We start from the raw sequence: 23279 nt of genomic DNA, 5'->3' as shown, positions 1-23279 counted from the left end.
ACGTATTTTTCAGTTGTATTTTAACGGTTACATCCATTTTAAGACTGATTTCAACGTTTTATAATGATCATTTATAAAAAAATCAGCCCCTTTTGCGATCCGGAAATTTTTCCATCTGCAAAAGAGGCTGAAAATCAACACTCACCACTTATTCATCCAACACTGATACTATGGCATTAATACTTTGTCAATCACGTGGATGACACCATTTGACTGCAATACATCGGCAGTTGTTACTTTCGCCATGTTACCTTTTGAATCAGTAACAATAACATTTTTACCTTGCAAAGAGAATGTCAATTCTTCTCCCTGAACCGTTTTTGCCATTGCCTTTCCACCGCCATCTTTGATCATTTTCATCACAGATTTAGCATCCACTTTTCCAGGAACTACGTGATAAGTAAGGATAGAAGTTAACGTAGCTTTGTTTTCTGGTTTTAAAAGATTGTCAACTGTTCCTGCCGGCAACGCTGCAAAAGCAGAATTTACAGGAGCAAAAACCGTAAATGGACCAGCTCCTGACAAAGTTTCAACTAATCCTGCTGCTTTCACTGCTGCAACAAGTGTTGTGTGATCTTTTGAGTTTACTGCGTTTTCAATAATGTTTTTCGAAGGATACATTTCAGCACCACCCACCATTACTGTTTTTTCTTTTTGAGCAAACGCCCCAAACGTAGTTAACAAAGCAACCGCAAGCAATCCTGTGAATTTGATTTTTAAAGATTTCATAATGATCATATTTTGTTTAAGGTTTATGAACATACGTTAAACAAAATGATTTAGATCGATCGGATGAAAGTATTTTTTAAATATTTATGTGACAGATAAGTTTAAATGTTCTCAAAGTGATATTATTCTTATAAGACTTTATTTTATTTAACAGGTATTGAATCTGCAAGTCTCTTATCTTTTGGATCATACACTGCAACACCAACCCGTGAGTCGGCACAGCCGTAATATAACATCCATTTTTTCTTATAATAGACAAGCCCTTCAATAAACACAGTTCCGGCTACATATTGACCACTTTTCTCAAACGGCTCCATGGGTCTGAAAAAAGGAACATCAAGACGACTTATAAGTTTCGAAGGATCATTTTTGTCAAAAAGCACCTGACCGGCGCAATACGAATTAGGTGTATACCGCAAATCGCCATTTGCTCCTGCGTCATTTTTTCCATTGTATAATAGTACAATTCCCTTATCCGTAACAATTGCCGGCGGCCCGCATTCTGTCAGGTTGCTATCAAAAAAACCTTTTCTTGGTGAAATCAAATTGATCAGGTTTTCTTTTTCGTCTACCAGCGGAGTCCAGTTTATCAGATCGGTTGATGTGGCTACATTGACATTCGCTTCGCCAAAATATAACCAGTACTTTCCATTGATTTTGGCAATAACCTGTTTGTCATTCACCAGTTTGGTAACGATCGAGCCCGATTTCGACCAGATATTATTGAATTTTCCGTTGTATGCCTTGACAAAAGCTGGTCCGTGTTTCTCCCATTTTATAAGATCTTTGGAAGTTGCTATTCCCAATCGGGCTTTATCACGATTCCATTGGGTATAAATTAAAACATACGTCCCGTCTTCCGTCACAGCAACTCTCGGGTCTTCACAACCTCCGGGCCATTCATTCGCCTTCTGGCCGTCCTCATCAGGATAAAAAACCGGCGTTTTTTTGCGCTTAAAAGTAATCCCGTCTGTGCTTTCAGCATAACCCAATCTGGAAGTCCTGTAACCAATTTCTTTCCCGGCTTTATCTTCCGCGCGATACAGGACTACAATTTTCCCATCTTTAATAGTCGCGGCAGGATTGAAAGTATCGTTCGATTCCCAATCCACCATTCTTTTATTCATCGGACAGAAAAACCTGGAACTGGTGTCCGGCGAAATAACCGGATTTACACCTGCCGGTCTTTTGAATCCTCCAAAAGCCCAATCGGGAAGTTTATTTTCAGTCTGCGCATTTGCCTGAAATCCTATAAAAAGTAATCCCAGTAATAATCCCTTCATTGAATTTTTCATTTCTGTTTTTTGATGATAGCCTAAATAAGTAAAGAAAGTTACAAACTTTCCTTACCCTTCTGCCCGGGCTAAAAATTAAATTTTAGGTCAGATAGTGCAAATTTAGATTTCACATCATACTCGCCCTAATACAAAAAACAAAATCCTGCCTGATGCATTTCAGGCAGGATTTCTTCAAACGTTAAGTAAAAAAAGTTTTTTTGACTTAAACTGGATTTTATTATTTATTAGCTACAAGGTTAACATCAAGTGTAAAATCATTAGAAATTGCTTTGTCCCCAAGGTTTTCAAAGAAGTTAGTTGAGCGGAATTTGATATCATATTTCGTTCTGTCGACAACGATTTTAGCGTCAGCAACAACTTTTTTGCCGTCGGTTTTTACAGTCGCAGGAAACTTTACCTCGTCAGTAATTCCTTTAATTGTCAATTTCCCGGCAACATCATAAATATCTCCACCTTTTGGTGTCACGGAAGTAATCACAAATTTCGCTTGCGGATGAGATTCAACAGCAAAAAAATCAGGACTTTTAAGATGGCCCGTCAACTTGCCATTCATTTCTGCATCTTTAATATCAGTAACAGTCAGGTTTTTTACATCAAATACAAAACTGCCTCCTTTTAATTTCGCGCCATCGACAACCAGGGAACCGCTTTCAAGTGGAATTTCGCCCGCGTGCGTACCTGTGACTTTTTTAGCTCCCCAGGTAATTTTGCTTGTTTTTGCATCAACTGCCAAAGTTTTATCCGCAGTTTTTGTTTTATCCGGACCGGCGATTACAGCAGAATTTACAAACAGACCGACCAATGCAAATAGAATAATTTTTCTCATGATTTCGTTCGACGTTAAATGGATTAAAGAATTGTATAAATATATGAAATCGTATGCTTAAAAGGTAAACGGGCACGTAAATTCATGCCCGATACACTGTACTAGCCCAATTACTACTTAAATAAAAACTCCGGAACCTTAACTATCCAATATTAAAAACCTGCAAGTTCTGAACTTACCAGACTTTTCAATATTGCTTTGCCTTCCGGCCAATCTCCAAGACCTGATACAGCATTGATATGGCCTTTTTTTCCGAGATTTATAAATTCGCTACCCCAGGAATCAGCAAAAAACTTTGAGCGTTTAATCGTTGCATATATGTCATTTGTGCTTGCAACGACAATACTTTTAAACGGAAAAGGCAATATTGGGATTGGCGTAAATCCTTCAACAAAATTTAATCTTTTTGATAATTCAGCATCTGCCGGGGCAACCAGCAACGCACCTTCAATCCATGGTGACGAGAACTGGGCAGCCCAATGCGCGACGGTCATGCAGCCCAGACTATGCGCAATCAAAATTGTTGGCTCTGTTAGCTGGCCTATGATTTCCTGCAACCTGGCAACCCATTGATCGCGATTCGGCCAGTCCCAATTATCCTGTTCAATCCTTTTGAAAGAATCAGGATGCTGCGTTTCCCAAATTGTTTGCCAATGTTGTGGACCTGAACCTGCCAAGCCCGGAACTGTCAGAAAGCTAGTGCTCATGTTTTTAATAACTTACGATCAATTGCTATCTCACAAAGTAATGTTTTAAAATTGAATTAAACAATAGTACACAAAGTCTATTTATTTAATAGATTAATAAAATCAAGTTAATCTTTTCAGCATCAAGTTCTAATCTTTTTTTTTGTTACGCAATTATCTTACTATTAAATAACTAACAAAACCACTATTTAAAGGATTTTACACAACGAAACCCGAGATTATTGCTTCCACTGGAAGTCTCACCTTTCCCACGACTCCCTGCCTTATACCGGATACAATATTCATCACTGCATAGGAAGGATCCACCGCGCTGCACATGTTTTACCGCTCCTGGTTCATCAGGATCGTAGCTGTCCGAAGGGCCGGTCGGATTTTTGGCGGGACTTTTTTGATAATAATCCGGACGATACAAGTCTTCGCACCACTCCCAAACATTTCCGTCCATATCATATAAACCATAGGGATTGGCTGGAAAAGTTTTTACCGGAGCCGCGCCGGAATATCCATCTTCTTTCAGATTGTTGTCCGGAAAACTTCCCTGATAAATATTGGCAACCCATTTTCCGTTCGGCTTTAACTGGTCTCCCCAATAGTAAGTATGATTTCCTCTGCCGCCCTGAGCAGCAAATTCCCATTCTGCCTCTGTTGGAAGACGTTTGCCAGCCCATTTTGCATAAGCGGCAGCATCTTCGTAAGATACATGGATGACAGGAAAATTTTCGCGTCCTTTTATCGAACTGCCTTTTCCTTCCGGATGGTCCCAGCTGGCACCAGGAACATAATTCCACCATTGCAACGGATTCTCGAATGATACTTTTTGAACTGTCGGTGTAAAAACCGCCGATCCAGGGACCAGTTTATCAGCAGGAACTCCCGGATAGTCTGCCGGATTCAAGGGACGTTCAGCAACCGTTTTATAATTTGTCGCTGCAACAAAGCGCATATATTCTTCATTCGTAACCTCATGCGAATCCATCCAGAAACCGTCAACAGTTACCTGATGCATAGGACGGGAGTCAGGAAAATCATCAGAGCCCATCAGAAATTTACCACCGCTGATCCATACCATATCCGTGGTATCTCCTTTTCCTTTCATGATTTCGTTCTGACTAGCCAGAATTGCAGAAGCTCTGGACGGCATACCGTCTGCAATACAATGGGCCAAACTATCCGCAGTTTTTTCCGCCGCTGTTTGTTTTTTCTTGCAATTAAAACTTACTGCCGCAAGCAAAAACAGAATAAAAAAATTAAGAAAAAGCCTCATTCAACAATGTCTTGCTATGAATTTTTTATTTCAATTTAATTTTAAAAACATCACTAAGCGCTTGTTTTGCAGCATGATATCCGCTCATTCCATGAACCCCACCACCCGGAGGCGTTGATGACGAACAAATATAAATGCCATCTGCGGAAGTTCTGTAAGGAGATGCGCTTAAAACAGGACGGGTATATAATTGGTAAATATCCTGGGTTCCTCCATTAATATCACCACCGATATAATTGGGATTATACGCTTCGATTTGAGCGGTATTCATCGTACTCCTGCCAATGATGAGATCTTTAAATCCTGGAGCAAAACGCTCTACCTGATTTTCAATCGCCTGCGTCATATCCTCGGTTGAGCCGTTAGGAACATGGCAGTATGCCCAGACTGTATGTTTTCCCTCAGGCGCACGCGTTTTGTCAAATATACTGGGCTGTGATAATAACACATAAGGGTTTTGCGACTGTTTTCCCTGGGATGTCGATTTTTCGGTCGCAGCGATTTCTTCAATGGTATTTCCCAAATGTACTGTCCCGGCACTGCGGCAGGCTTCTGCGGTGAAAGGAATAGGCTCACTTAAAGCCCAGTCAATTTTAAAAGCACCCATTCCATACCGGTATTTACTCAACTTGTTAATGTAAGAAGAGCTTAGTTTATTGCCTGCAATGGCCACCAATTGCTTAGGTGTTGTATCAAATAAAACGACTTTCGATGAAGGTAACTGATCGATAGATTTTACCATAAAATCTGTTTGAATTTCTCCGCCCAAACCTACAAATACGGCTGCCAAAGCATTGGCAAGAGATTGGGAACCACCTTTGGGAATTGGCCAGCCGGCCACATGTCCTCCTGCCATAAGCATCAATCCGATTGCCGCAGTAGTCAGATTTTCAAGAGGCTGAATGGCATGTGCAGCCATTCCACCCCATAATCCACGGGCTTGTTTTGTTTTAAATCTTTTGGCTATCCAAGTCGCCGAGGGCAGTGCTTTTAGGCCAAACTCAGCCAAAGCGAACGGATATTTCGGTATCGGAAATGGCCCCAGCACGTCAGGTAAGAGTTTGGGCAAGTCACGAACAACCGGCCCCATAAATTTCAGGTATGTCTCTTTATCTTCGCCAAGTCCATTGGCAGTATCCTCCACAGAACCATGCAAAATGCCAGCCGTTCCATCATCAAAAGGATGCGCCGCGGCATATTTTGGCTGAATTAATTCCAGACCAAACTTTTCCAGCGACAAACTATTCAGGAACGGCGATAAGACAGCCATTGGATGAACGGCCGAACAAACGTCATGGATAAACCCGGGTAAAGTCAGGGCCTTGGTCCGCATTCCGCCACCAATATCTTTTTTACCTTCTATCAGCAAGACCGAAAGTCCCTGTTGCTGTAATGTAATAGCAGCCGCGAATCCGTTTGGACCTGAACCTATTACAATGGCGTCATATTCCGTTTTTCGCACAATTACATCAATTCAAATGTCAAGCATGTTATGACAAAACCAGGCATAACAATACTCTATAAAAGTAGTAGACAAATTAAATTGATATGCCTTCAAAAAACAAATTTTATTTTGTGTAAAACTCCTGACTGACGCATAAACACAAAAAAGAGGAACAGTTTTTCAACCGTCCCTCTTTTCCAATTTGAAGCTATCTATCTATTACTTCAATTTATCTTTCAAGGCCTGAACCGTTTCAAGATGTTGGTTAAGCGTTGGCAATTTACCAGCTGCCCAAGCTTTCACTTCCGCATCTTTTGCGTCTTTCGAAGCTTCTTCAAATTCTTTAATATCTTCTTTATGGTCGTCTACCATTAGAGAAACATATGCCTTATCAAAATCTGAGCCTTTTTTCTCAGCCAGATCATTATATTTTTTCTGTTTGTCTTCGCTAAGCGAATCTGGTAATGTTATATTTTTTTGTGAAGCCAAAGCCTTTAACTCATCATTGGCTTTCGAATGATCTTTCGCCATCATAGCGCCGAAATCTTTTACATCCTTAGAAACTGCGTTTTTCTCAGCAAGTTTTCCCAATTCTACTTCGAACATTCCACCGTCAGCCGCAGCAACTGCGAATTCAGTATCGTCTTCTAGCTTTGAATCATCGAATTTAGCCTCATTTGAATCCTCAGCAACTTCTGTACTATCCTTTTTCTCTGTACTGTTACAAGATGAAAAAGTGATTATACTCGCAAGAAATAGGGCACTTAATGTTATCTTTTTCATAATTATTTTCATTTTAGGTGATATTATGTTAAGATATAGACAAAAGTTGTGCCAAACCCTCAAATATGACCATACTCCAAAATCAAGCAGTCATACACTTTTCATGATTTACCTAAATGAATATTCCGTGTCCCACAGTGTTGATATATCTCAGCATTAAAATGAACAAGAACTTCACGCAAATCTTGATTAACTTAGTACAGCATTCTATTGTTAAGGCCGCATAAAGTCAAGCCTGGAATATTTTATTGAGAAAAGTTGTATTAATTTTAACTCATACTTGACAAGAAAGACGATCCAATACGTAAACCATGAACTTGAACGAGACCTGCAATATTTTTTTGGCAGATGATGACGAAGATGATACTTTTCTTTTCAAAGAAGCACTTGGACAACTCCCTGTACCGACCGAACTGATAATTGCTGAAAATGGGATGGAGCTGATGAGAAAGCTGGGATCTTCAGCACTTGTGCCAGATCTCATTTTTCTTGATATGAACATGCCTGTTAAAAATGGTCTGGAATGTCTACTGGAATTACGCAGCTCAACTTCATACGACGCAACGCCGGTTGTTATTCTTTCCACATCGATAGCGGGTTATCTGCTTGAAGAAGCTTACAATGCAGGAGCAAACCTCTACATTCAAAAACCCACAAGTTTTTCTAATCTCGTGACAATTTTAAAAAAATGTCTGCTAAAAAAAAGCTGCTTGATCAACAGACCGGAATTGTCGGAATTTCTAATCTCAAATGAATAGAAGTTTGACTTTCTAAAATCCCCACTTTTAAATATTGAGTAGATACTTCCGCAAGCGCAACACATTACCGAAGATTATTTAGAATTAAAAATTCTGATTTTATATATAATATGTTGATAAACTGGAACTTACTATAATAAAAACGCTTACTCATTTTAAATTATTCATTTGGTATTGATTTGGTACATATTAGTAATTCAAATAAATGTACCGAAATCATGTCTGTATCCGCATCCGTAGGAACATTGACAGAAATGCCAGTCATTTCTCCAAGACAATTTAAAAAGTTAAAAAAAGATCCTGCACTCACTGCTGCTGCTGCGGGCCTCAACTATATATCTGGCAGTGATGCTCCGGGATATTTGAGAAAAGGAAAAGCACCCAAATTTTATTATACCGACAAAGACGGAAGCAGGTGTAAGGATAAAGATGTAATTAAAAGAATAAAATCTCTGGTATTGCCTCCGGCATGGCAGGAAGTCTGGATCAGCAAAGATATAAACGGTCATTTGCAGGCGACAGGCATTGATGAAGCTGGGCGCAAACAATATCGGTATCATCCACACTGGAATCTCGTGAGAAACCAGGCTAAATATTTCCGTTTGCTTACTTTCTCTGACTCTCTTCCCCAACTTCGTGAACGAGTGGAAGCCGATTTGCGAAGACATACTTTTGATATGGACAAGGCAATAGCTTTGGTCATTAAGTTGATGGACAAAACCTGTATCCGTGTTGGAAATCAGCGTTATAAAATTAAGCATGGATCTTCGGGAATCACGACTTTGGATGCACGGCATGCTACAATTAAAGGCAAAACGATCCGGTTTATGTTCACAGGCAAAAAGGGAATCAAGCAGGATATTACCTTAAAGGATGTTCAGCTAGCTCGTTTGGTGAAACAGTGTAAGGAAATGCCGGGCCGCAGACTTTTTCAATATGTCAATGATAATGGTGAAAAATGTGCTTTATCGGCAAGTCACGTTAATGAATATATCAGGATTCATACGGGCGCGAGTTTTTCTGCGAAAGATTTCAGAACCTGGATGGGCACAGTAACCGCTTTCGAATTTCTGAGCGAGCGTTTGGAATATAAAACGAAACGGGAATATACCAAAACAGTAAATACATGTCTGGATGCTGTGGCTGCTCACTTGGGGAATACGCGGACAGTTTGCAAAAAATATTATGTCCATCCCGCTGTTTTTCTGGCCTATGAAAAAGGGAAATTAAAACGAATTCTGAACAAAGAGGTGAGCGACCTTCCTTATCTGTCAGGAAATGAGCAACATGTAAAATCCCTACTTGCCCACCCGACATTATAATTAACCTAAAAAGTTAGATAACAATCCGCAGTGATCCTGAAATCGTATATCAAATATGCGAAAACTCATTTCAGGATTGCTGCTATTTTTATTTCCACTGCTGTCGTCAGGGCAGAGAATAGACAATCTTGTCTCTTTCAGGAATATCAGCGGAGAAAAATATATCAGACTCCATTATGATAACGATTTCTGGGGGAAATCTGACTATTATTATACACAGGGATATAATCTGGAATTTGTAAACCCGGCCTTAAAAAACAATCCGCTTGCTCATAACTTGTTAAAGCTTAAAAACAGCAGGGTAAAATATGGTATTGCACTTGAACATTACGGATTTACCCCAACCATTATAGCAAGCAGCTCGATTTTGTATAAAGATCGTCCGTATGCAGGTGTTATATTGTTAAAAAGTTTCTCCATTTCTGTTGATACAATTCATCGTTCCCGATTATCCTCTGTGCTGAGCACTGGTATGATCGGGCCCGTCGCTTTTGCCGGACCAATGCAAAAGAAAATCCACAGCTGGACGGGTGACAATGAACCAATGGGCTGGCAATTCCAGATTAAAAATGATGCTGCAATTAACTATGAGGTTAATTATGAAAAAGAATTATTTAACGTTCCCAACATCATTTCGCTAAATACAAATTCCCAGATTCGCCTAGGAACGCTCTCTGATAAACTACAAGCCGGTGCAACGCTAACACTGGGAAAATTTGATTCTCCATTTGAAGCAAGAGAGAAGCTAACAAAACAGAATTTCCAACTATATCTTTATTTTCAGCCGCTGATCAATCTGGTAGGTTACGATGCTACAATGCAGGGCGGCGTATTCAATCGGGATAGCCCATACACTTTAAAAGCGAACGAGATTAACAGATTGGTCTACCAAAATTCGATTGGAGCTGTACTTAATTTCAGAAATATTTATCTGGAATTTAATCATGTTTTCCTTAGCAAAGAATTCAAGGAAGGTATGCCACACCAGTGGGGTGGCGTGAGAATTGGCCTGGCATTCTAAAAAAGAATAAGTGATAATTCTTCCCCGGGAATGACTTACACGAGAAGCGCACGGATTACGCATCATCGGGAAAAATCAGCAACACTTTGAATCCGATAACTCTAAAAAATGGCACTTTTTCGCTTATCATAATATGGCATAGAGTTTTTAAGTATCTGATTATTATTCATTTAAATTACACATATCATGTCAACGAACGAAAATCTTATAGAAACATTAAATGACCTTATCCGTATTAACAATGACCGTATTGACGGTTATGAAAAAGCGATTAAGGAGACTGATGATATTGATGTAGACCTTCAAGGTTTATTTCAGAAAATGGCAAATGAAAGCCGCGAATACGTGTCTGAATTAACAAGTGAAGTTGCTGGTCTTGGAGGAGATGTAGCGACTGGTACTACAAATTCTGGTAAAATCTACCGCGTATGGATGGATATCAAAGCGACATTCTCAGGTCACGACAGACAATCGGTTCTTGAGAGTTGTGAATATGGAGAAGATGCTGCACAGGAAGCATACGATGACGCACTAGCGACTGATGCAGATCTGCCAGTTTCGATCAGACAAATGATCACTGATCAGAAAGCATCATTGCTTACATCACACAATCTTATTAAAAAATACCGTGATGCACATAAGGCTGTAAATAGCTTGTAACAATAAATAAGTAAAAGCGCCTGGCTGAATTTATCAGCCAGGCGCTTTTTTTATAACTATTATTCTAACACTTATAAAAACAGACAGACTATTCTGTTCTTATAACCTAGCAAGTAGCTCTGATTTTTTCGTTTTATATTCCTCTTCTGTAATATGACCTTTTTCATATAAGCCAGAAAGTTTTTCGATCTTCGCAAAAATATCATCTTCTGAAATTGGCGCAGATTGTCTAGTGTTATCCTCCTTCGCTCCCGAAGATTTCACCACATCATATTGCAATTCCGGCGTTGGCTGCTCCAAGGTTCCTGGTTCCGAAATTAGGGTCAAACTCGAAATGTCTACCGGTCCATCATGGCTTGACAAAACAAATGATTGCCCGGAACCTTGTTGTTGCGAAACCCCTGAGATCTGATGATGTTTCGTATCATAAATTGAACGAGTTCCGTCTTTCTCAATAATTAAGCGATGAACCTGTGCAAAATACGCGTATCGAAAATTATTCTGTGAACCGCTGGTTGTTGGCGTCCCAAATACAGATGGCCAAGGCTTAGCCGATTTAATTTCAGTCTTATCTAAACTATCCAACTTTTCCGATTTTTCAAACAGAATTTCCGTCGTTACCAAAGTTGCAAGTTCAGTACAAAGAGCATCAACCGTGATTTTCAGTGACCGATTAGACATGTCTCCAACCATTGTCATTCCACCTTTCATCCATTGACCGTGACCGCCAAGTTCGGGGATATTAAACTGAGCCATAGAAGCATTTCCCTGAATGATCGCGTCTAACAATGACTTTACGCTGTCTTGACTCAATTCATACCGGGCCGCTATATCTTCTATTTTTTTCTCGCCTTCTTTTGTGAGTGATTTCATATTCATTTTTATCTAACTTAAACAATACTATTAGTTTAGTTCATCAAAAATGGTGCCATTTGAATAAGTTGCTTAACATTTTAATAGACAAACACTAAAATTCGACTTTGTGGGAATGATTTCAATCTACCATAAATGATTGCCTTATTAGGTGGTAAAACTTTAATTTTCTTTACATTTCCAGGTTGAACCTAAAACAAATACTCAAATAAAATTTTTATACTTTCATTATCCCTAATCAATACATTTAAAATGAAAAGACTGATTGCATTCGTATTCCTCTTATCCGGTTTCATTTCCGCCAACGCATCCAAAGTTGATACCGTGATGACATATAGCAATTCTATGAAGAAAAGTATTAAGGCTGTCGTCATTACACCAGACGTTTCAAATTCGGGCGAAAAACTACCGGTTCTATATCTTCTTCATGGTTACAGCGGCAATCAGTCCGACTGGATCAGTAAAGTAAAAACCGTAGCAGATTATGCCGATCAATATAAAATGATCATTGTTTGCCCGGATGGGAATTTTTCAAGCTGGTATTTTGACAGTCCGGTTGACAAAAGCTGGAAGTATGAAACTTATGTCAGCACTGAACTTCCGGCGTGGATTGATTCACATTATAAAACGAATAATACGCCTTCCGGACGCGCAATCACAGGTTTGAGCATGGGCGGCCACGGTGCATTGTATCTGGCATTTAAACATCAGGATATTTTTGGAGCAGCAGGAAGTATGAGCGGAGGTGTAGATCTGAGGCCGTTTCCATTAAATTGGGAACTTTCAAAAAGACTGGGATCTTATTCAGAATTTCCTGAGCGATGGGATAATAATAGCGTCATTAATCTCACGCATTTACTGACTGCTAAAACATTGCCATTAATTATTGACTGCGGCTCGGAAGATTTCTTTTATCCTGTCAATGTGAAATTGCACAGCAAACTTCTGGAAACAAATATTCCACATGATTTCATTAGCCGCAAAGGGGCTCACAACTGGGAATATTGGAGCAACGCGATTGGTTACCAGGTTTTATTCTTTTCGAAGTTTTTTAAAGCTTCCTAATCAGACATATACCAGCTCTTGTAGAACCTTACAGGAGCTGGTTCCTCAGTATTATCGTAATCAATTCTGATTGAAAACACTACCTCAACCAACCTTCAATACTATCTAAAAACGTCATTTGTTGATCAGCGTAAAGGTAATGGGAGCAATTATTCAAGAATTTGAAATTTTTATCTCCAACCAGATTTTTTATACCTATCATTTGTGACGGCGAAAAAATACCGTCCTGTTTGCCATACAATGCATAAATACCCATACCTTTTTTCCTTAGGTGTTCTAAAACAGGTTTTACATTAATGTTATTCTTCGGTTCATTTTTGTAGAAAAGCCCAGGTGCGTTTTTATTTCTAATATTGCTTTTATATAAGTCTCCCGTTTCATAGTCATTATAAATTTTTACTGCTTCTTTATCAGGGTTTACAACTTTAAAATATCCATTTTCCGAAGCCAAGGCAAAACATTCTCCACGGTACTTAGCCGAATTTTTATCCAAATTTTCTACTTCGGCAACTTTTTTAAGCTTTTCAGTTTCACCTTTTTCCGTATATATTTTTCTGACTGAACTTAAAATGTGGTCGTAAGATTCTTGTTGATTAAACAACGCACTAACCAGAATGATCGAATTAATTTTCTCCGGATATTTTTCTGCATAGAGCGTGGTTACCAAACCCCCAAAACTGAATCCTATCAGATTTGCCTTTTTGAGTCCATACTTTTTGTAAAGATTATTTAAATCATCAAAAGCCTCCTGATAGTTGATTTTAGCATTTTCATCAACCGAGCGCCCTTCTCCTCTTCGATCATAAACAATCACATAAAAGCCTCTTTCACCTAGTTTTTTAGCAGTTGTAGCTTCAAATTGCACGGCGTTTCCACTGGGGCCGCCGTGAATAAATATGATAGGTTTATTATTCTTATCGCCAAAAGTCTTGATGTATATTTTCTGTCCTGAAACAGAATAAACGGTAAAAAGCAGCGTCACGAATAGCAGCATTTTCTTCATTCTCAGGCTGATTTGCATTACGTTAATGTGGAATTTTTATTTTGGCGATATTCGATCTGTATCATTGATTCTCCTCAACGATAAAATTTCATACAATTAGGATATAAACTGAATCACGTCAATCGCATTGCAAACAAATCTTTCGACTTTAAATACACATAGGTAACAACCAGAAGTGTTATCGCCCCGCCTGCAAAAACAGTGGGAATCGGACCGGCAATTTTCGTAGCTAATCCGGATTCAAAAGCACCCAGCTCATTAGAAGAGCTTACGAAAATTCCACTCACTGAGGCAACTCGCCCGCGCATTTCATCGGGAGGAAAAATCTGCATGATTGTTTGGCGAATCACTACGCTGATGCTGTCACAGACACCGGTCGCGAAAAGCGCGACGCAAGACAGCCAGAAATTTGTCGATAAGGAGAAAATGATTGTGAAAACACCAAAACCTGCCACAGCGATCAGCATATTGCGCCATGCCTGATGGGTTGGTGGAAAATGCGCCATGGCAAACATGGTGATCAAAGCACCAACCGACGGAGCGGCTCTCAATAATCCCAAACCTTCTGGCCCAACGTGAAGAATATCTTCAGCAAAAACCGGTAGAATAGCAATTACCCCGCCAAATAATACCGAAAACATATCGAGCGAAAGCGCATACAAAATGATTTTGGTCCTGAAAACAAACCTCAGACCATCACGAAGACTTTCCCAGATCGAAATTCCTGCATTACGAATATTGACCGGATTCGTTTTTATAAGTGTGATTAATACCAGACAAAACACCATGGTCAGCATAATGCCCAAAAGCGTTTCCGTTAAGCCGAGATACACATATAGAAATCCGGCAATACCTGGCCCTAACACTGCGCCTGCCTGCGAAAAAGTACTGCTCCAGGTAGATGAATTCGAATAAAATTCCCGCGGAACGAGAAACGGTTTTAAAGAAGAGGAAGCAGGAGAATAAAATCCTTTTGCCAGTCCGATCAGAAAAAATGCGGCATAAACGGACCATAAATGCTGGTTTTTATTGAGCGCTGCAAGCCATTCAGGTTGGAATAAAAAATACAGAATAGCAGAACCGGCGATAATCACGCACAAACTGATACGAAGAATAATCCTCCTGTCATAACGGTCAGCCACATGACCTCCAAAAAGCGAAACTGTAATAAACGGTACGACTTCTGCCAGACCAATCATTCCCAGAGCCAGCGGATCATGGGTTAATCGGTAAAGTTCATAGCCAATTATAACTTCCTGAATAAGAAGTGCAGAACGGTATAAAAAACTATTGGCAAGAAAATAACGGAATTCGGGAAAACGAAGTGCGGAGTATGCGTCGTGTTTTTCGGGTAATTTCAACGTGTCGTTCAAATTGTTTAAATAAAAGCAAACCTGAATATAAATTGGTTAACCTATATTTAAACAACAATAATAATCAATCTGAGTTCTTGATTTTCGCTTTGTTTTTGTTTGTCAAACAGTTTTCAGGAATTATATTTTTATAGTTCAAAAAATCAATAAAAAAATATAATAATCAGGAATACATGATTAACACGTCTAATTGCTGCTGAACAAGGCGATAATTTTCTTCGTCGAAACAGGCAAAAATTACTTTTTCAATTTCACCATTTTTTGATAGAAAACCAGAAACAGTACTAACAGCAATCTGTGCGGCCTGTGCCTTGGGATATCCATAAACTCCGGTACTAATGTTGGGAAAAGCGATTGACTTGCAATCGTTTATGACCGCCAGTTGTAGTGAATTGATATAACAGGAAGCCAGCTTATCATGTTCGCCATTTTTTCCTCCATGCCACACGGGCCCCACGGTATGGATAACAAACTTTGATAGCAGGTTTCCGGCTGAGGTAATAACCGCTTCACCAGTCTGGCAGCCGCCCTGTTCGGAGACAATTTTCTTACAAGCCTCCAAAATTTCTGAGCCGCCTGCCCTATGAATGGCTCCATCCACGCCTCCTCCACCCAGGAGCGACGAGTTGGCCGCATTAACAATTGCGTCCACATCAAGCTTTGTGATGTCGCCTTGGATAATTTCAATTCTGGAACTTAATGTTTTCATAGTGCGCTGATTGATTAACATTCGTCTGGTCGGATACAAACTTTCCAGTAATCTACAATGATTTGTATTGTCTTCTCAAAATCCTGAAAAGAAGCCGGCTTTTGGAAAAAACCCTGCACCGAAGAACAGTATGCATCAACTACTATTTTATGATTTGGGGAAGTTGTAAAAAACAAATAAGGTATACACTTCACATCAATTTGATCGTTTTGCTTCACCTGATCCCGCACTTCCATACCATTAATCCTCGGCAGATTAATATCCGACAAAATCAATAACGGCTTTGCATCAGTTTCATTTAAATAATTAAGTGCCTTCACACCATCCTCAAAAAACAAAACCGGATTCGTGTATGCTAAATTCTTAAATGTTTCTCCTATTAAAAACTGGTCTTCCAAATCATCCTCAATGACTATTATCGGTCCGTCATTATTCATACCCTGACATGTTTAATTAAGTTATCAGAACCATTTATGATTTGATACTTAAAATAACCATTCCAAATTAAAATCAGATTAAAAGAAACTCAATTACGTTTATTCATATAAATGTAAAAAGCCGAACAAAATCCGGCTTCACAATTATTGGCTTATTAATCTCAAATATTCTTCACCTCTTGGCGACAATGTGTAACCAGGCTCATGACTAATCGTGAGTCCAAGTCCTTTTAGTTTCCTGATGTTTAATTTGAGCCATTCTTTTTCTTTCTTCGCTTTAACGGCAAGATCAGCTGCCTTCATCTTTGGATTTTCCTGAATGACCTGCAACGTTTTGGTGGTCCATTTACCCACTTTGCTGAATTTGTCCAGATTCTCAAGCGTCGCTTTAAGCGTTTCAAATTCTTCCTCTTCCAGTGTTACATTTTCTCTAAGTTCAATTCGAGGGTCTTCAGAATCAAATGCAACTTCAATTTTATAAATCAATCCTTCCTTCTGACTTTCTAAAAGATTTATCAGAGCTTGCGCGGTAGCAAAGCCAGCTTTTTTTGCCTCAGTATCAGTGATTTCATTTAAAGATATATCCTTAACTGAAATAATTTTAATCACACCAACGCTGGTTTTTATCAGGCTTCCAGCGTTTGCAGTCAGCTTTTTCCACTTACGGAACGCTACTGAAATAGTGCCTGCCTTAATTCCTTCGAGGTGTTTTTGTTTAAATAGCATAGTTAATTCAATTTCAAAATTTTTTACAAAGATAACCTTTCTGCGGCAAAAATTATGGCTGTAAATTCCTATACATTTGATCCGCATACGGACATATAATAGCGTCAAATACTGGTAATAAAGACTGCCAATTATTTGCAAACGCTTGTCTGAAAATAATAAAATCTCAGGTTTTGATCTCCAAGTATAAATCCTAAAAGCGTCTGGTTTCGTCACATGCCGTTTGATGAATTAAATCATGCATTTATTTTACTCGACATAGCGAATTCTTTCTACAAATACGTAATATTGTCTACAAAAATTCAAAAATAAGAGTCTCTTAGAAAAAAAATTAAACAGATCATCTATGAAAAAACTTCTGCTCTGCGTAATACTTATTTTTGCTGCATCTCTGAGTTTTGCTCAGACAATCTCCTCATTCCCAGGCAGGCTGGAAGCAGAGAGCTTTACACAAATGAATGGAGTGGTAGTTGAAACATCCGGAGATACCGGCGGCGGACAAAACGTTGGTTATATCGAAGACGGCGACTGGATGGATTATCAAGTTGACGTTACCAGAGCTGGCGCATATACCTTCAATTTCCGTGTTGCCAACAGTTATGGATACGGAATTTTAGAACTTAGGAATGTCGCTGGCGAAGTGCTTGGACAGGTAAATATTCCACAAACAGGCGGCTGGCAAAACTACATTACCATCAGCACACAAGCGGTACTGCCTGTTGGTGTTCAAACCATCAGAGTTTTTGCTAAAAGTGGTCTATTTAATTTTAACTGGTTTGAAGCTATTCAGGAAAACCTCATTCCGGGAAAAATTGAGGCCGAAGCCTATTCTGAAATATATAACGCGAATACAGAAAATACTGAAGATGCCGGCGGTGGACTGGATATCGGCTGGATCGGTGATAATAGCTGGATGGATTATGAAGTAAAAGTATTAACAGCCGGAATTTATACTTTCAAGTTTCGTGTTGCAAACGGATTCAGTGACGACGCTTCGCTTTCTTTGAAATCATCAGATGGAACAGTATTAGGCGAAATAAACAATCTTCCAAGAACAGGCGGTATGCAAGGTTGGGGACAAGCCAGCCTGACTGCATTGTTACCAGCAGGCACGCAAACGTTACGTGTTTTTGCAAAAAAAGGAGTTTTCAGCTTAAATTGGTTTGAAGCAAAAGGCTCTAAATCTATACCGGGCAGGATTGAGGCAGAGGATTTTGACGTGTCTAGCGACGTAAGAACAGAAGATACCGGAGATGCGGACGGCGCAAAAAATGTCAGCTATATCGATGATGCCGATTACATGGATTACAATGTCAACGTGACTTCTGCCGGAAATTACACCTTCAATTTTCGAGTTGCCAACAGCTGGGGAGATGGCAACATCCAGATAAAAAATGCTACCGAAGCTGTCCTTGGCAGTGTCGACATACCTCGCACCGGTGGATGGCAAACGTATATTAATGTAAGCACAACGGCTTCCTTGACAGAAGGAAGTCAGGTTATTCGGATTTATGCAAATCGTGGATCCTTCAATTTTAATTGGCTGGATATTAAAAAGGCCAATCTTATTCCAGGAAAAATCGAAGCAGAAGATTTTTCTGCAACAAGTGGAGCAGGAACAGAACAAACTGCTGATGCAGACGGAGGACTGGATGTTGGCTGGATCAGCGACAATGGCTGGGTGGATTATAATGTAAAAGTAGCAACAGCTGGGATTTACTCTTTCAAATTCCGGATTGCAAATGGATTTAGTGATGATGCGTCACTTGAACTTCGCGCCGCTGATGGAACTGTTTTAGGAACTATCAATAACCTTCCGCGTACGGGAGGGATGCAAGGCTGGGGCACGTCCTATTTAACCGCATCTTTGCCAGCGGGAGATCAGGTAATCCGCGTATATGCAAAAAAGGGAATTTTTAGCCTGAACTGGTTTGAATCGGTAAGTTCAAAACCTCTGCCTGGAAAAATCGAAGCAGAAAATTATGACCTATCCAGCGATATCAGAACAGATGATACCGGGGATATCGGCGGTGGAAAAAATGTGAGTTATATTGACGATGGAGATTTTATGGATTATAATGTCAACGTAACTTCTTCTGGCACTTATGCTTTCAACTTTCGGGTTGCGAATAGTTACGGCGATGGGCTAATCGAAATAAAAAATTCTCTAGGAAGTGTATTAGGTCACGTAAATGTGCCGCGTACCGGCGGATGGGAATCTTATATTACGCTTAGTACAACTGCAAACTTAAATGCCGGAAGCCAGATCCTGAGAATTTATGCAAATAAAGGTGCTTTTAATTTCAACTGGTTTGAAGTTTCAACAGATGAATCTGCGCCGGAAAAAACACAGTCTGTAATCACATTCGCAGAACTTCCTCCAAGAAATGCTGGATCAGGGGTCTTCGATCTTGTGGCAAATAGTACAAATAACGAAACACCGATCATTTTCACTTCTTCAAATCCGGCAATCGTTTCAGTATCTAATGAATCAGGGAGTTGGAAAGCCACCATTCATACGGAAGGCACGGTAACTATTTCAGCTTCACAGGCTGAAAGCACCAACTTTCTGGCTGCTGGAAATGTGACAAGAAACCAGGTAATTCAACCTGCTTCTGCACCTGATGTACCTTTAAAAGGAGAAAAGATTACTTTGGATCCAAAACGTTGGTATCAGTTGAATAATACTGCCAGAGGTATGGACGGCCTTTTTGACGGCGATACCCAAACAGAGGTTCAGCTTGGATGGGGTTTGGCATTAAGTTCATGGGATGCCTACTATCCCTTGTTGGATGGAGAGCAAATAACGTTGGAAAGTCTGAAATTTTTCGACTTCACAGGCAATTTCCAGGAAAATCCAATGACCTTGTCTGTGATTACAGATCAATGGGAACGTATTCCTGTTGCTACTTTCACAGGGCAGGTTTACAATGGCTGGGTAGGGCCGTATCCGGATAGAAATCTCTCTGGGAATGCCCAGTTTAATTTGGATCATCCTGTTTCCAATATCCGTTACCTGGTTATCAACATTAAAAGCGGATTACCAACTGAAATTGAATTGTATGGATCTCATTCGGGCGGAACAAAACCTGTTACGCCAATCCCAGCAAAAAATATCAGACTTCGGGATATGTTCGGTGTAAATGCCTATGAATGGAATTTTGAAGATGGCAATAGTCCATGGCAGATTAACGAGGACAAAATGAATGTCGCCAAAAGTTTTACCGGCATAAGACATTACATGGACTGGGAAAAACTTGAACCATCGGAAGGAGTGTTTTCATATAATCCTACGCTTAGCGGTGGTTGGAATTACGACGCCATTTACGAACGTTGTAAAGCTGCCAACATCGAAGTTTTGGCTGATTTGAAAACGATTCCGGGATGGATGAAAGAAACATATCCTGCTGACCAGCAAGACAACGAAAACGTACCAGTTAGATTTGGGAAAGATTTTGCAGACCCTTTATCCTATATCGAACAGGCAAAAATTGCATTTCAATACGCAGCGCGATATGGAAGCAATACGAACGTGGATCCTGCTTTGCTGAGTGTTCACACAACGCCTCGTTGGTTTGGAGATACGCCTAATTCTGTCAAAATAGGTTTGAACCTGATTAAATATATCGAGTGTGACAACGAGCGGGATAAATGGTGGAAGGGTCGTAAAGGATATCAAACTGCGAGAGAATATGCCGCAAACCTATCGGCATTTTATGATGGGCACAAAAATACGATGGGTACGGCTGTTGGTGTAAAAAATGCTGATCCAAATATGAAAGTCGTTATTGCAGGGCTGGTAACAGGTTCAGATTATGTAAAAGGAATGGTAGACTGGTGTAAACAATTCCGCGGATACAAGGCGGATGGATCGGTCAACTTATGCTGGGATATTGTAAACTTCCATTTATATACTGACGACGCGTCATCTTCCCAAAGTGGAACTTCCACACGTGGCGCGGCGCCGGAAGTAACCAATGCCAACACGATCCTTGATAAATTTGTAGAGGTTTCCCATGACGTCTCGCAAGATATGCCTGTTTGGATCACAGAGGCAGGTTATGACGTGCATCAGAGTAGCCCGTTAAAAGCAATTCCGATTGGGAATAAAACAGCTATGGAAACGCAAGGTGACTGGATCTTGAGAACTTCTTTATTTTCAGCTCGTCATGGTATTTCTAAGGTATTCTTTTATCAAATGTATGATGACAATAACTCAGGAGGAATGTTTGGCACTTCCGGACTTATCAATGGAGATCTGTCCCGCCGGCCCGCTGCTGATTATTTTCATCAGGTGAACAAACTGTTCGGCGAGTATGCTTATAGAGAAACAACGAATCAGGACCCCATTGTTGACCGTTATGAACTAAATGGAAAATCGCTCTACATTTTGACGGTTCCTGATGAAAAAGGCAGAACTGCGAATTATACATTAAATATTGGTGATTTTAATGGTGCCAAAGTTTACCGTCCAAAAGCTGGAAGCGATAATATGGATATGGAAGAAGTCGAAGCCTTAGGTGGAAATTTATCCATTTCTGCTACGGAAACGCCAACTTTTATTATGCCATCATCGGTCTCAAATGCCAGACAAGCCGCTGTTGATTCCGCCTTGTCGGTAAATCCCCTTGCTACGGAAAAAAAGCCTTTCAGTTTACACAATTCTGTGACCGTTTATCCAAATCCAACGGTAAACCATATTACAGTGAATATGAAAAATAAGAACAACGTTCCGATCGAAATCAATTTATTTGATGCCGGAGTTGGGAGGCTTCATAAGAAAGTACATATTCAGACTGGAAGTGCCTCTGAGTTAGAGAAAATCGACATTTCAACCTTACCAACAGGCATTTATATTCTTGAAATCAAACAAGGAAATGATCGTGCTTTCAGGAAGATTGTGAAGGGTATATAATATTTTTTTATATCAAAAACGGGATTTCGGAAATTAAAATCTGGAATCCCGTTTTGTGTTATAAAAAGTTAGATTATATCACTGTGCTTCTAACAACTTTACTAAATTGCCCTGCTTAAAGCAATGGTGATCGAACATGGATAAATGAAACACAAATAAAATTACTGTATCAATTATTTAGGCCTGCTTTGATTAAATTGAGATCGGGACACGTTAAGGATACCTCAGTAATTATAAAATTTTAATTTCAGGTACAAAAAGTAGCAAAGAGACTTACTCTTTTGTAAATGACCTGTAATCGTAATTAAAGAATTACTTAACAATAAAGTTGCAAGCATCAGAAGGTATGAAAATGTTCCAGGAGATTATTGCTTTAAAAGAGAAAAGAAGAGGTTTTCATTTGATTACGAGGGAAATTATTCAGGCAATGCCGGGGATCAATGAAATAAAAATGGGCATGCTTCAGGTTTTTATTCAGCACACCTCTGCTTCACTGACTATCAACGAAAACGCAGATCCTACGGTTAGAGAAGACTTTGAAATGTTCTTCAATAAAACCGTTAAGGAAAATGATACGGATTACCAGCACGATTATGAAGGTTCTGACGATATGCCAGCTCATTTAAAAGCTTCTCTTCTGGGCAGCTCAGTCATAATTCCAATTCAAAATGGACGGTTAGCGTTGGGAACATGGCAGGGGATATATCTGTGCGAGCATCGGGATTTTGGTGGCTCACGAAGTATAGTTGTTTCGGCTTGGGGTATTTAAATTACCATGAATATTTAATAAGATGGATGTTTCAAAACCAGCTGTACCATTCCTACTAAACTCAGAGTCGCAAAAGAGGTAAAATCAGAGTGGAATCCCGGCGCTTAGGCAATGAACGTAGCCAGTCCGCGAAGCCTGTGACTGCGCGTCCCTTAGGCGGTGGCGATAAACGAAAAATCCCATCTCTTGTGAAGATGGGATTAGTTTTAATAGTATTGTGGCGACTACCTACTTTACCAGGTTTGACCCAAGTATCATCGGCGGTTCCGGGCTTAACTTCTCTGTTCGGGATGGGAAGAGGTGAACACCAGGCCAATAGTCACCAACAAGATCTTTGTGAGTGTACAATGGTTGAATTTTGAATGAGTGAATTTTGAATGTATTCTATCATTCACTCATTATATCATTCGACATTGAATTTCATGTCATATTGGAAGCAAAAGAGAATGAGAAAAAAGTTGTGCAAGCTGTTGGGTAATTAGTACTGCTCAGCTGAATGTATTTCTACACGTACACCTGCAGCCTATCAACGTCGTAGTCTACAACGACCCTTGTGTGGAAGATTCATCTTCGGGCTAGTTTCGCACTTAGATGCTT

At 39.8% G+C, this 23279-nt stretch carries 20 protein-coding genes and 2 rRNA genes; 7 read left to right on the top strand and 15 right to left on the bottom strand.

The features are described 5' to 3' along the window. Window positions 1-168: 168 nt before the first annotated feature. The 7 genes from L0657_RS00110 to L0657_RS00080 all read right to left on the bottom strand — a co-directional run bounded on the left by L0657_RS00110 (window position 169) and on the right by L0657_RS00080 (window position 7051). Window positions 169-729 carry a fasciclin domain-containing protein gene (locus L0657_RS00110; RefSeq protein WP_235148291.1) on the bottom strand — a complete coding sequence of 187 codons (561 nt, stop codon included), beginning with the start codon at window positions 727-729 and terminating at the stop codon, window positions 169-171. A 143-nt stretch (window positions 730-872) separates the two neighbouring features. Then, window positions 873-2024: a glycoside hydrolase family 130 protein gene (locus L0657_RS00105; protein ID WP_235148290.1), complete on the bottom strand. Its 1152-nt coding sequence runs from the start codon at window positions 2022-2024 to the stop codon at window positions 873-875. A 220-nt stretch (window positions 2025-2244) separates the two neighbouring features. After that, on the bottom strand, window positions 2245-2853 hold the full coding sequence (locus L0657_RS00100) for a YceI family protein (protein ID WP_235148289.1): 609 nt from the start codon (window positions 2851-2853) through the stop codon (window positions 2245-2247). Window positions 2854-3005: 152 nt separating this feature from the next. Continuing rightward, on the bottom strand, window positions 3006-3560 hold the full coding sequence (locus L0657_RS00095) for an alpha/beta hydrolase (protein ID WP_235148288.1): 555 nt from the start codon (window positions 3558-3560) through the stop codon (window positions 3006-3008). Window positions 3561-3744: 184 nt separating this feature from the next. Further along, a complete protein-coding gene (locus L0657_RS00090; protein ID WP_235148287.1) occupies window positions 3745-4824 on the bottom strand; it encodes a formylglycine-generating enzyme family protein in 1080 nt (359 codons plus the stop codon). Window positions 4825-4849: 25 nt separating this feature from the next. Continuing rightward, a complete protein-coding gene (locus L0657_RS00085) occupies window positions 4850-6286 on the bottom strand; it encodes an NAD(P)/FAD-dependent oxidoreductase (protein ID WP_235148286.1) in 1437 nt (478 codons plus the stop codon). A gap of 201 nt (window positions 6287-6487) precedes the next feature. After that, the gene (locus tag L0657_RS00080; RefSeq protein WP_235148285.1) at window positions 6488-7051 is read right to left on the bottom strand and encodes a DUF4142 domain-containing protein; all 564 of its coding nucleotides are present in this window, start codon (window positions 7049-7051) and stop codon (window positions 6488-6490) included. A 311-nt stretch (window positions 7052-7362) separates the two neighbouring features. On the opposite strand from L0657_RS00080, the gene L0657_RS00075 reads away from it, so the two are divergent. From L0657_RS00075 to L0657_RS00060, 4 genes are all read left to right on the top strand, one after another. Continuing rightward, entirely contained in the window at window positions 7363-7809 is a 447-nt protein-coding gene (locus L0657_RS00075; RefSeq protein ID WP_235148284.1) for a response regulator, read from the top strand. Between the two features lie 218 nt (window positions 7810-8027). Continuing rightward, window positions 8028-9131 (top strand): DNA topoisomerase IB, encoded by a 1104-nt coding sequence (locus L0657_RS00070; RefSeq protein ID WP_235148283.1) that lies wholly within the window; start codon window positions 8028-8030, stop codon window positions 9129-9131. A 55-nt stretch (window positions 9132-9186) separates the two neighbouring features. Next, a complete protein-coding gene (locus L0657_RS00065; RefSeq protein ID WP_235148282.1) occupies window positions 9187-10152 on the top strand; it encodes a lipid A deacylase LpxR family protein in 966 nt (321 codons plus the stop codon). A 186-nt stretch (window positions 10153-10338) separates the two neighbouring features. After that, window positions 10339-10812, top strand: a complete 474-nt coding sequence (locus L0657_RS00060) for a PA2169 family four-helix-bundle protein (protein ID WP_235148281.1) — start codon at window positions 10339-10341, stop codon at window positions 10810-10812. A gap of 99 nt (window positions 10813-10911) precedes the next feature. Here the strand turns inward: L0657_RS00060 and L0657_RS00055 are convergent, their stop codons facing one another. Continuing rightward, window positions 10912-11685, bottom strand: coding sequence for an SHOCT domain-containing protein (locus tag L0657_RS00055; RefSeq protein WP_235148280.1), 774 nt, complete (start codon window positions 11683-11685; stop codon window positions 10912-10914). 252 nt (window positions 11686-11937) lie between these two features. Here L0657_RS00055 and L0657_RS00050 point away from each other — a divergent pair, with 252 nt between their 5' ends. Next, a complete protein-coding gene (locus L0657_RS00050) occupies window positions 11938-12750 on the top strand; it encodes an alpha/beta hydrolase family protein (protein ID WP_235148279.1) in 813 nt (270 codons plus the stop codon). Window positions 12751-12829: 79 nt separating this feature from the next. On the opposite strand, the gene L0657_RS00045 is transcribed toward L0657_RS00050, so the two are convergent. The 5 genes from L0657_RS00045 to L0657_RS00025 form a co-directional block, all read right to left on the bottom strand. Continuing rightward, a complete protein-coding gene (locus L0657_RS00045; protein ID WP_235148278.1) occupies window positions 12830-13753 on the bottom strand; it encodes an alpha/beta hydrolase in 924 nt (307 codons plus the stop codon). Window positions 13754-13866: 113 nt separating this feature from the next. Then, window positions 13867-15126: an MFS transporter gene (locus tag L0657_RS00040; RefSeq protein ID WP_235148277.1), complete on the bottom strand. Its 1260-nt coding sequence runs from the start codon at window positions 15124-15126 to the stop codon at window positions 13867-13869. A gap of 163 nt (window positions 15127-15289) precedes the next feature. After that, window positions 15290-15835 carry an O-acetyl-ADP-ribose deacetylase gene (locus tag L0657_RS00035; protein ID WP_235148276.1) on the bottom strand — a complete coding sequence of 182 codons (546 nt, stop codon included), beginning with the start codon at window positions 15833-15835 and terminating at the stop codon, window positions 15290-15292. Between the two features lie 14 nt (window positions 15836-15849). After that, window positions 15850-16272 carry a response regulator gene (locus L0657_RS00030; RefSeq protein ID WP_235148275.1) on the bottom strand — a complete coding sequence of 141 codons (423 nt, stop codon included), beginning with the start codon at window positions 16270-16272 and terminating at the stop codon, window positions 15850-15852. Window positions 16273-16416: 144 nt separating this feature from the next. Further along, window positions 16417-16998, bottom strand: a complete 582-nt coding sequence (locus L0657_RS00025) for a hypothetical protein (protein WP_235148274.1) — start codon at window positions 16996-16998, stop codon at window positions 16417-16419. Window positions 16999-17344: 346 nt separating this feature from the next. Here L0657_RS00025 and L0657_RS00020 point away from each other — a divergent pair, with 346 nt between their 5' ends. Next, on the top strand, window positions 17345-21913 hold the full coding sequence (locus L0657_RS00020; RefSeq protein ID WP_235148273.1) for a carbohydrate-binding protein: 4569 nt from the start codon (window positions 17345-17347) through the stop codon (window positions 21911-21913). Between the two features lie 346 nt (window positions 21914-22259). Further along, a complete protein-coding gene (locus L0657_RS00015; protein ID WP_235150406.1) occupies window positions 22260-22682 on the top strand; it encodes a secondary thiamine-phosphate synthase enzyme YjbQ in 423 nt (140 codons plus the stop codon). A gap of 215 nt (window positions 22683-22897) precedes the next feature. Here the strand turns inward: L0657_RS00015 and rrf are convergent. Then, window positions 22898-23009 (bottom strand): 5S ribosomal RNA (rrf, locus tag L0657_RS00010). Window positions 23010-23140: 131 nt separating this feature from the next. Then, a 23S ribosomal RNA gene (locus tag L0657_RS00005) occupies window positions 23141-23279 on the bottom strand; the annotation flags it as partial.

It is taken from the genome of Dyadobacter sp. CY345 (assembly GCF_021502725.1).
Taxonomy (GTDB): Bacteria; Bacteroidota; Bacteroidia; order Cytophagales; family Spirosomataceae; genus Dyadobacter.
This window is presented reverse-complemented; position numbering and strand designations above follow the sequence as displayed.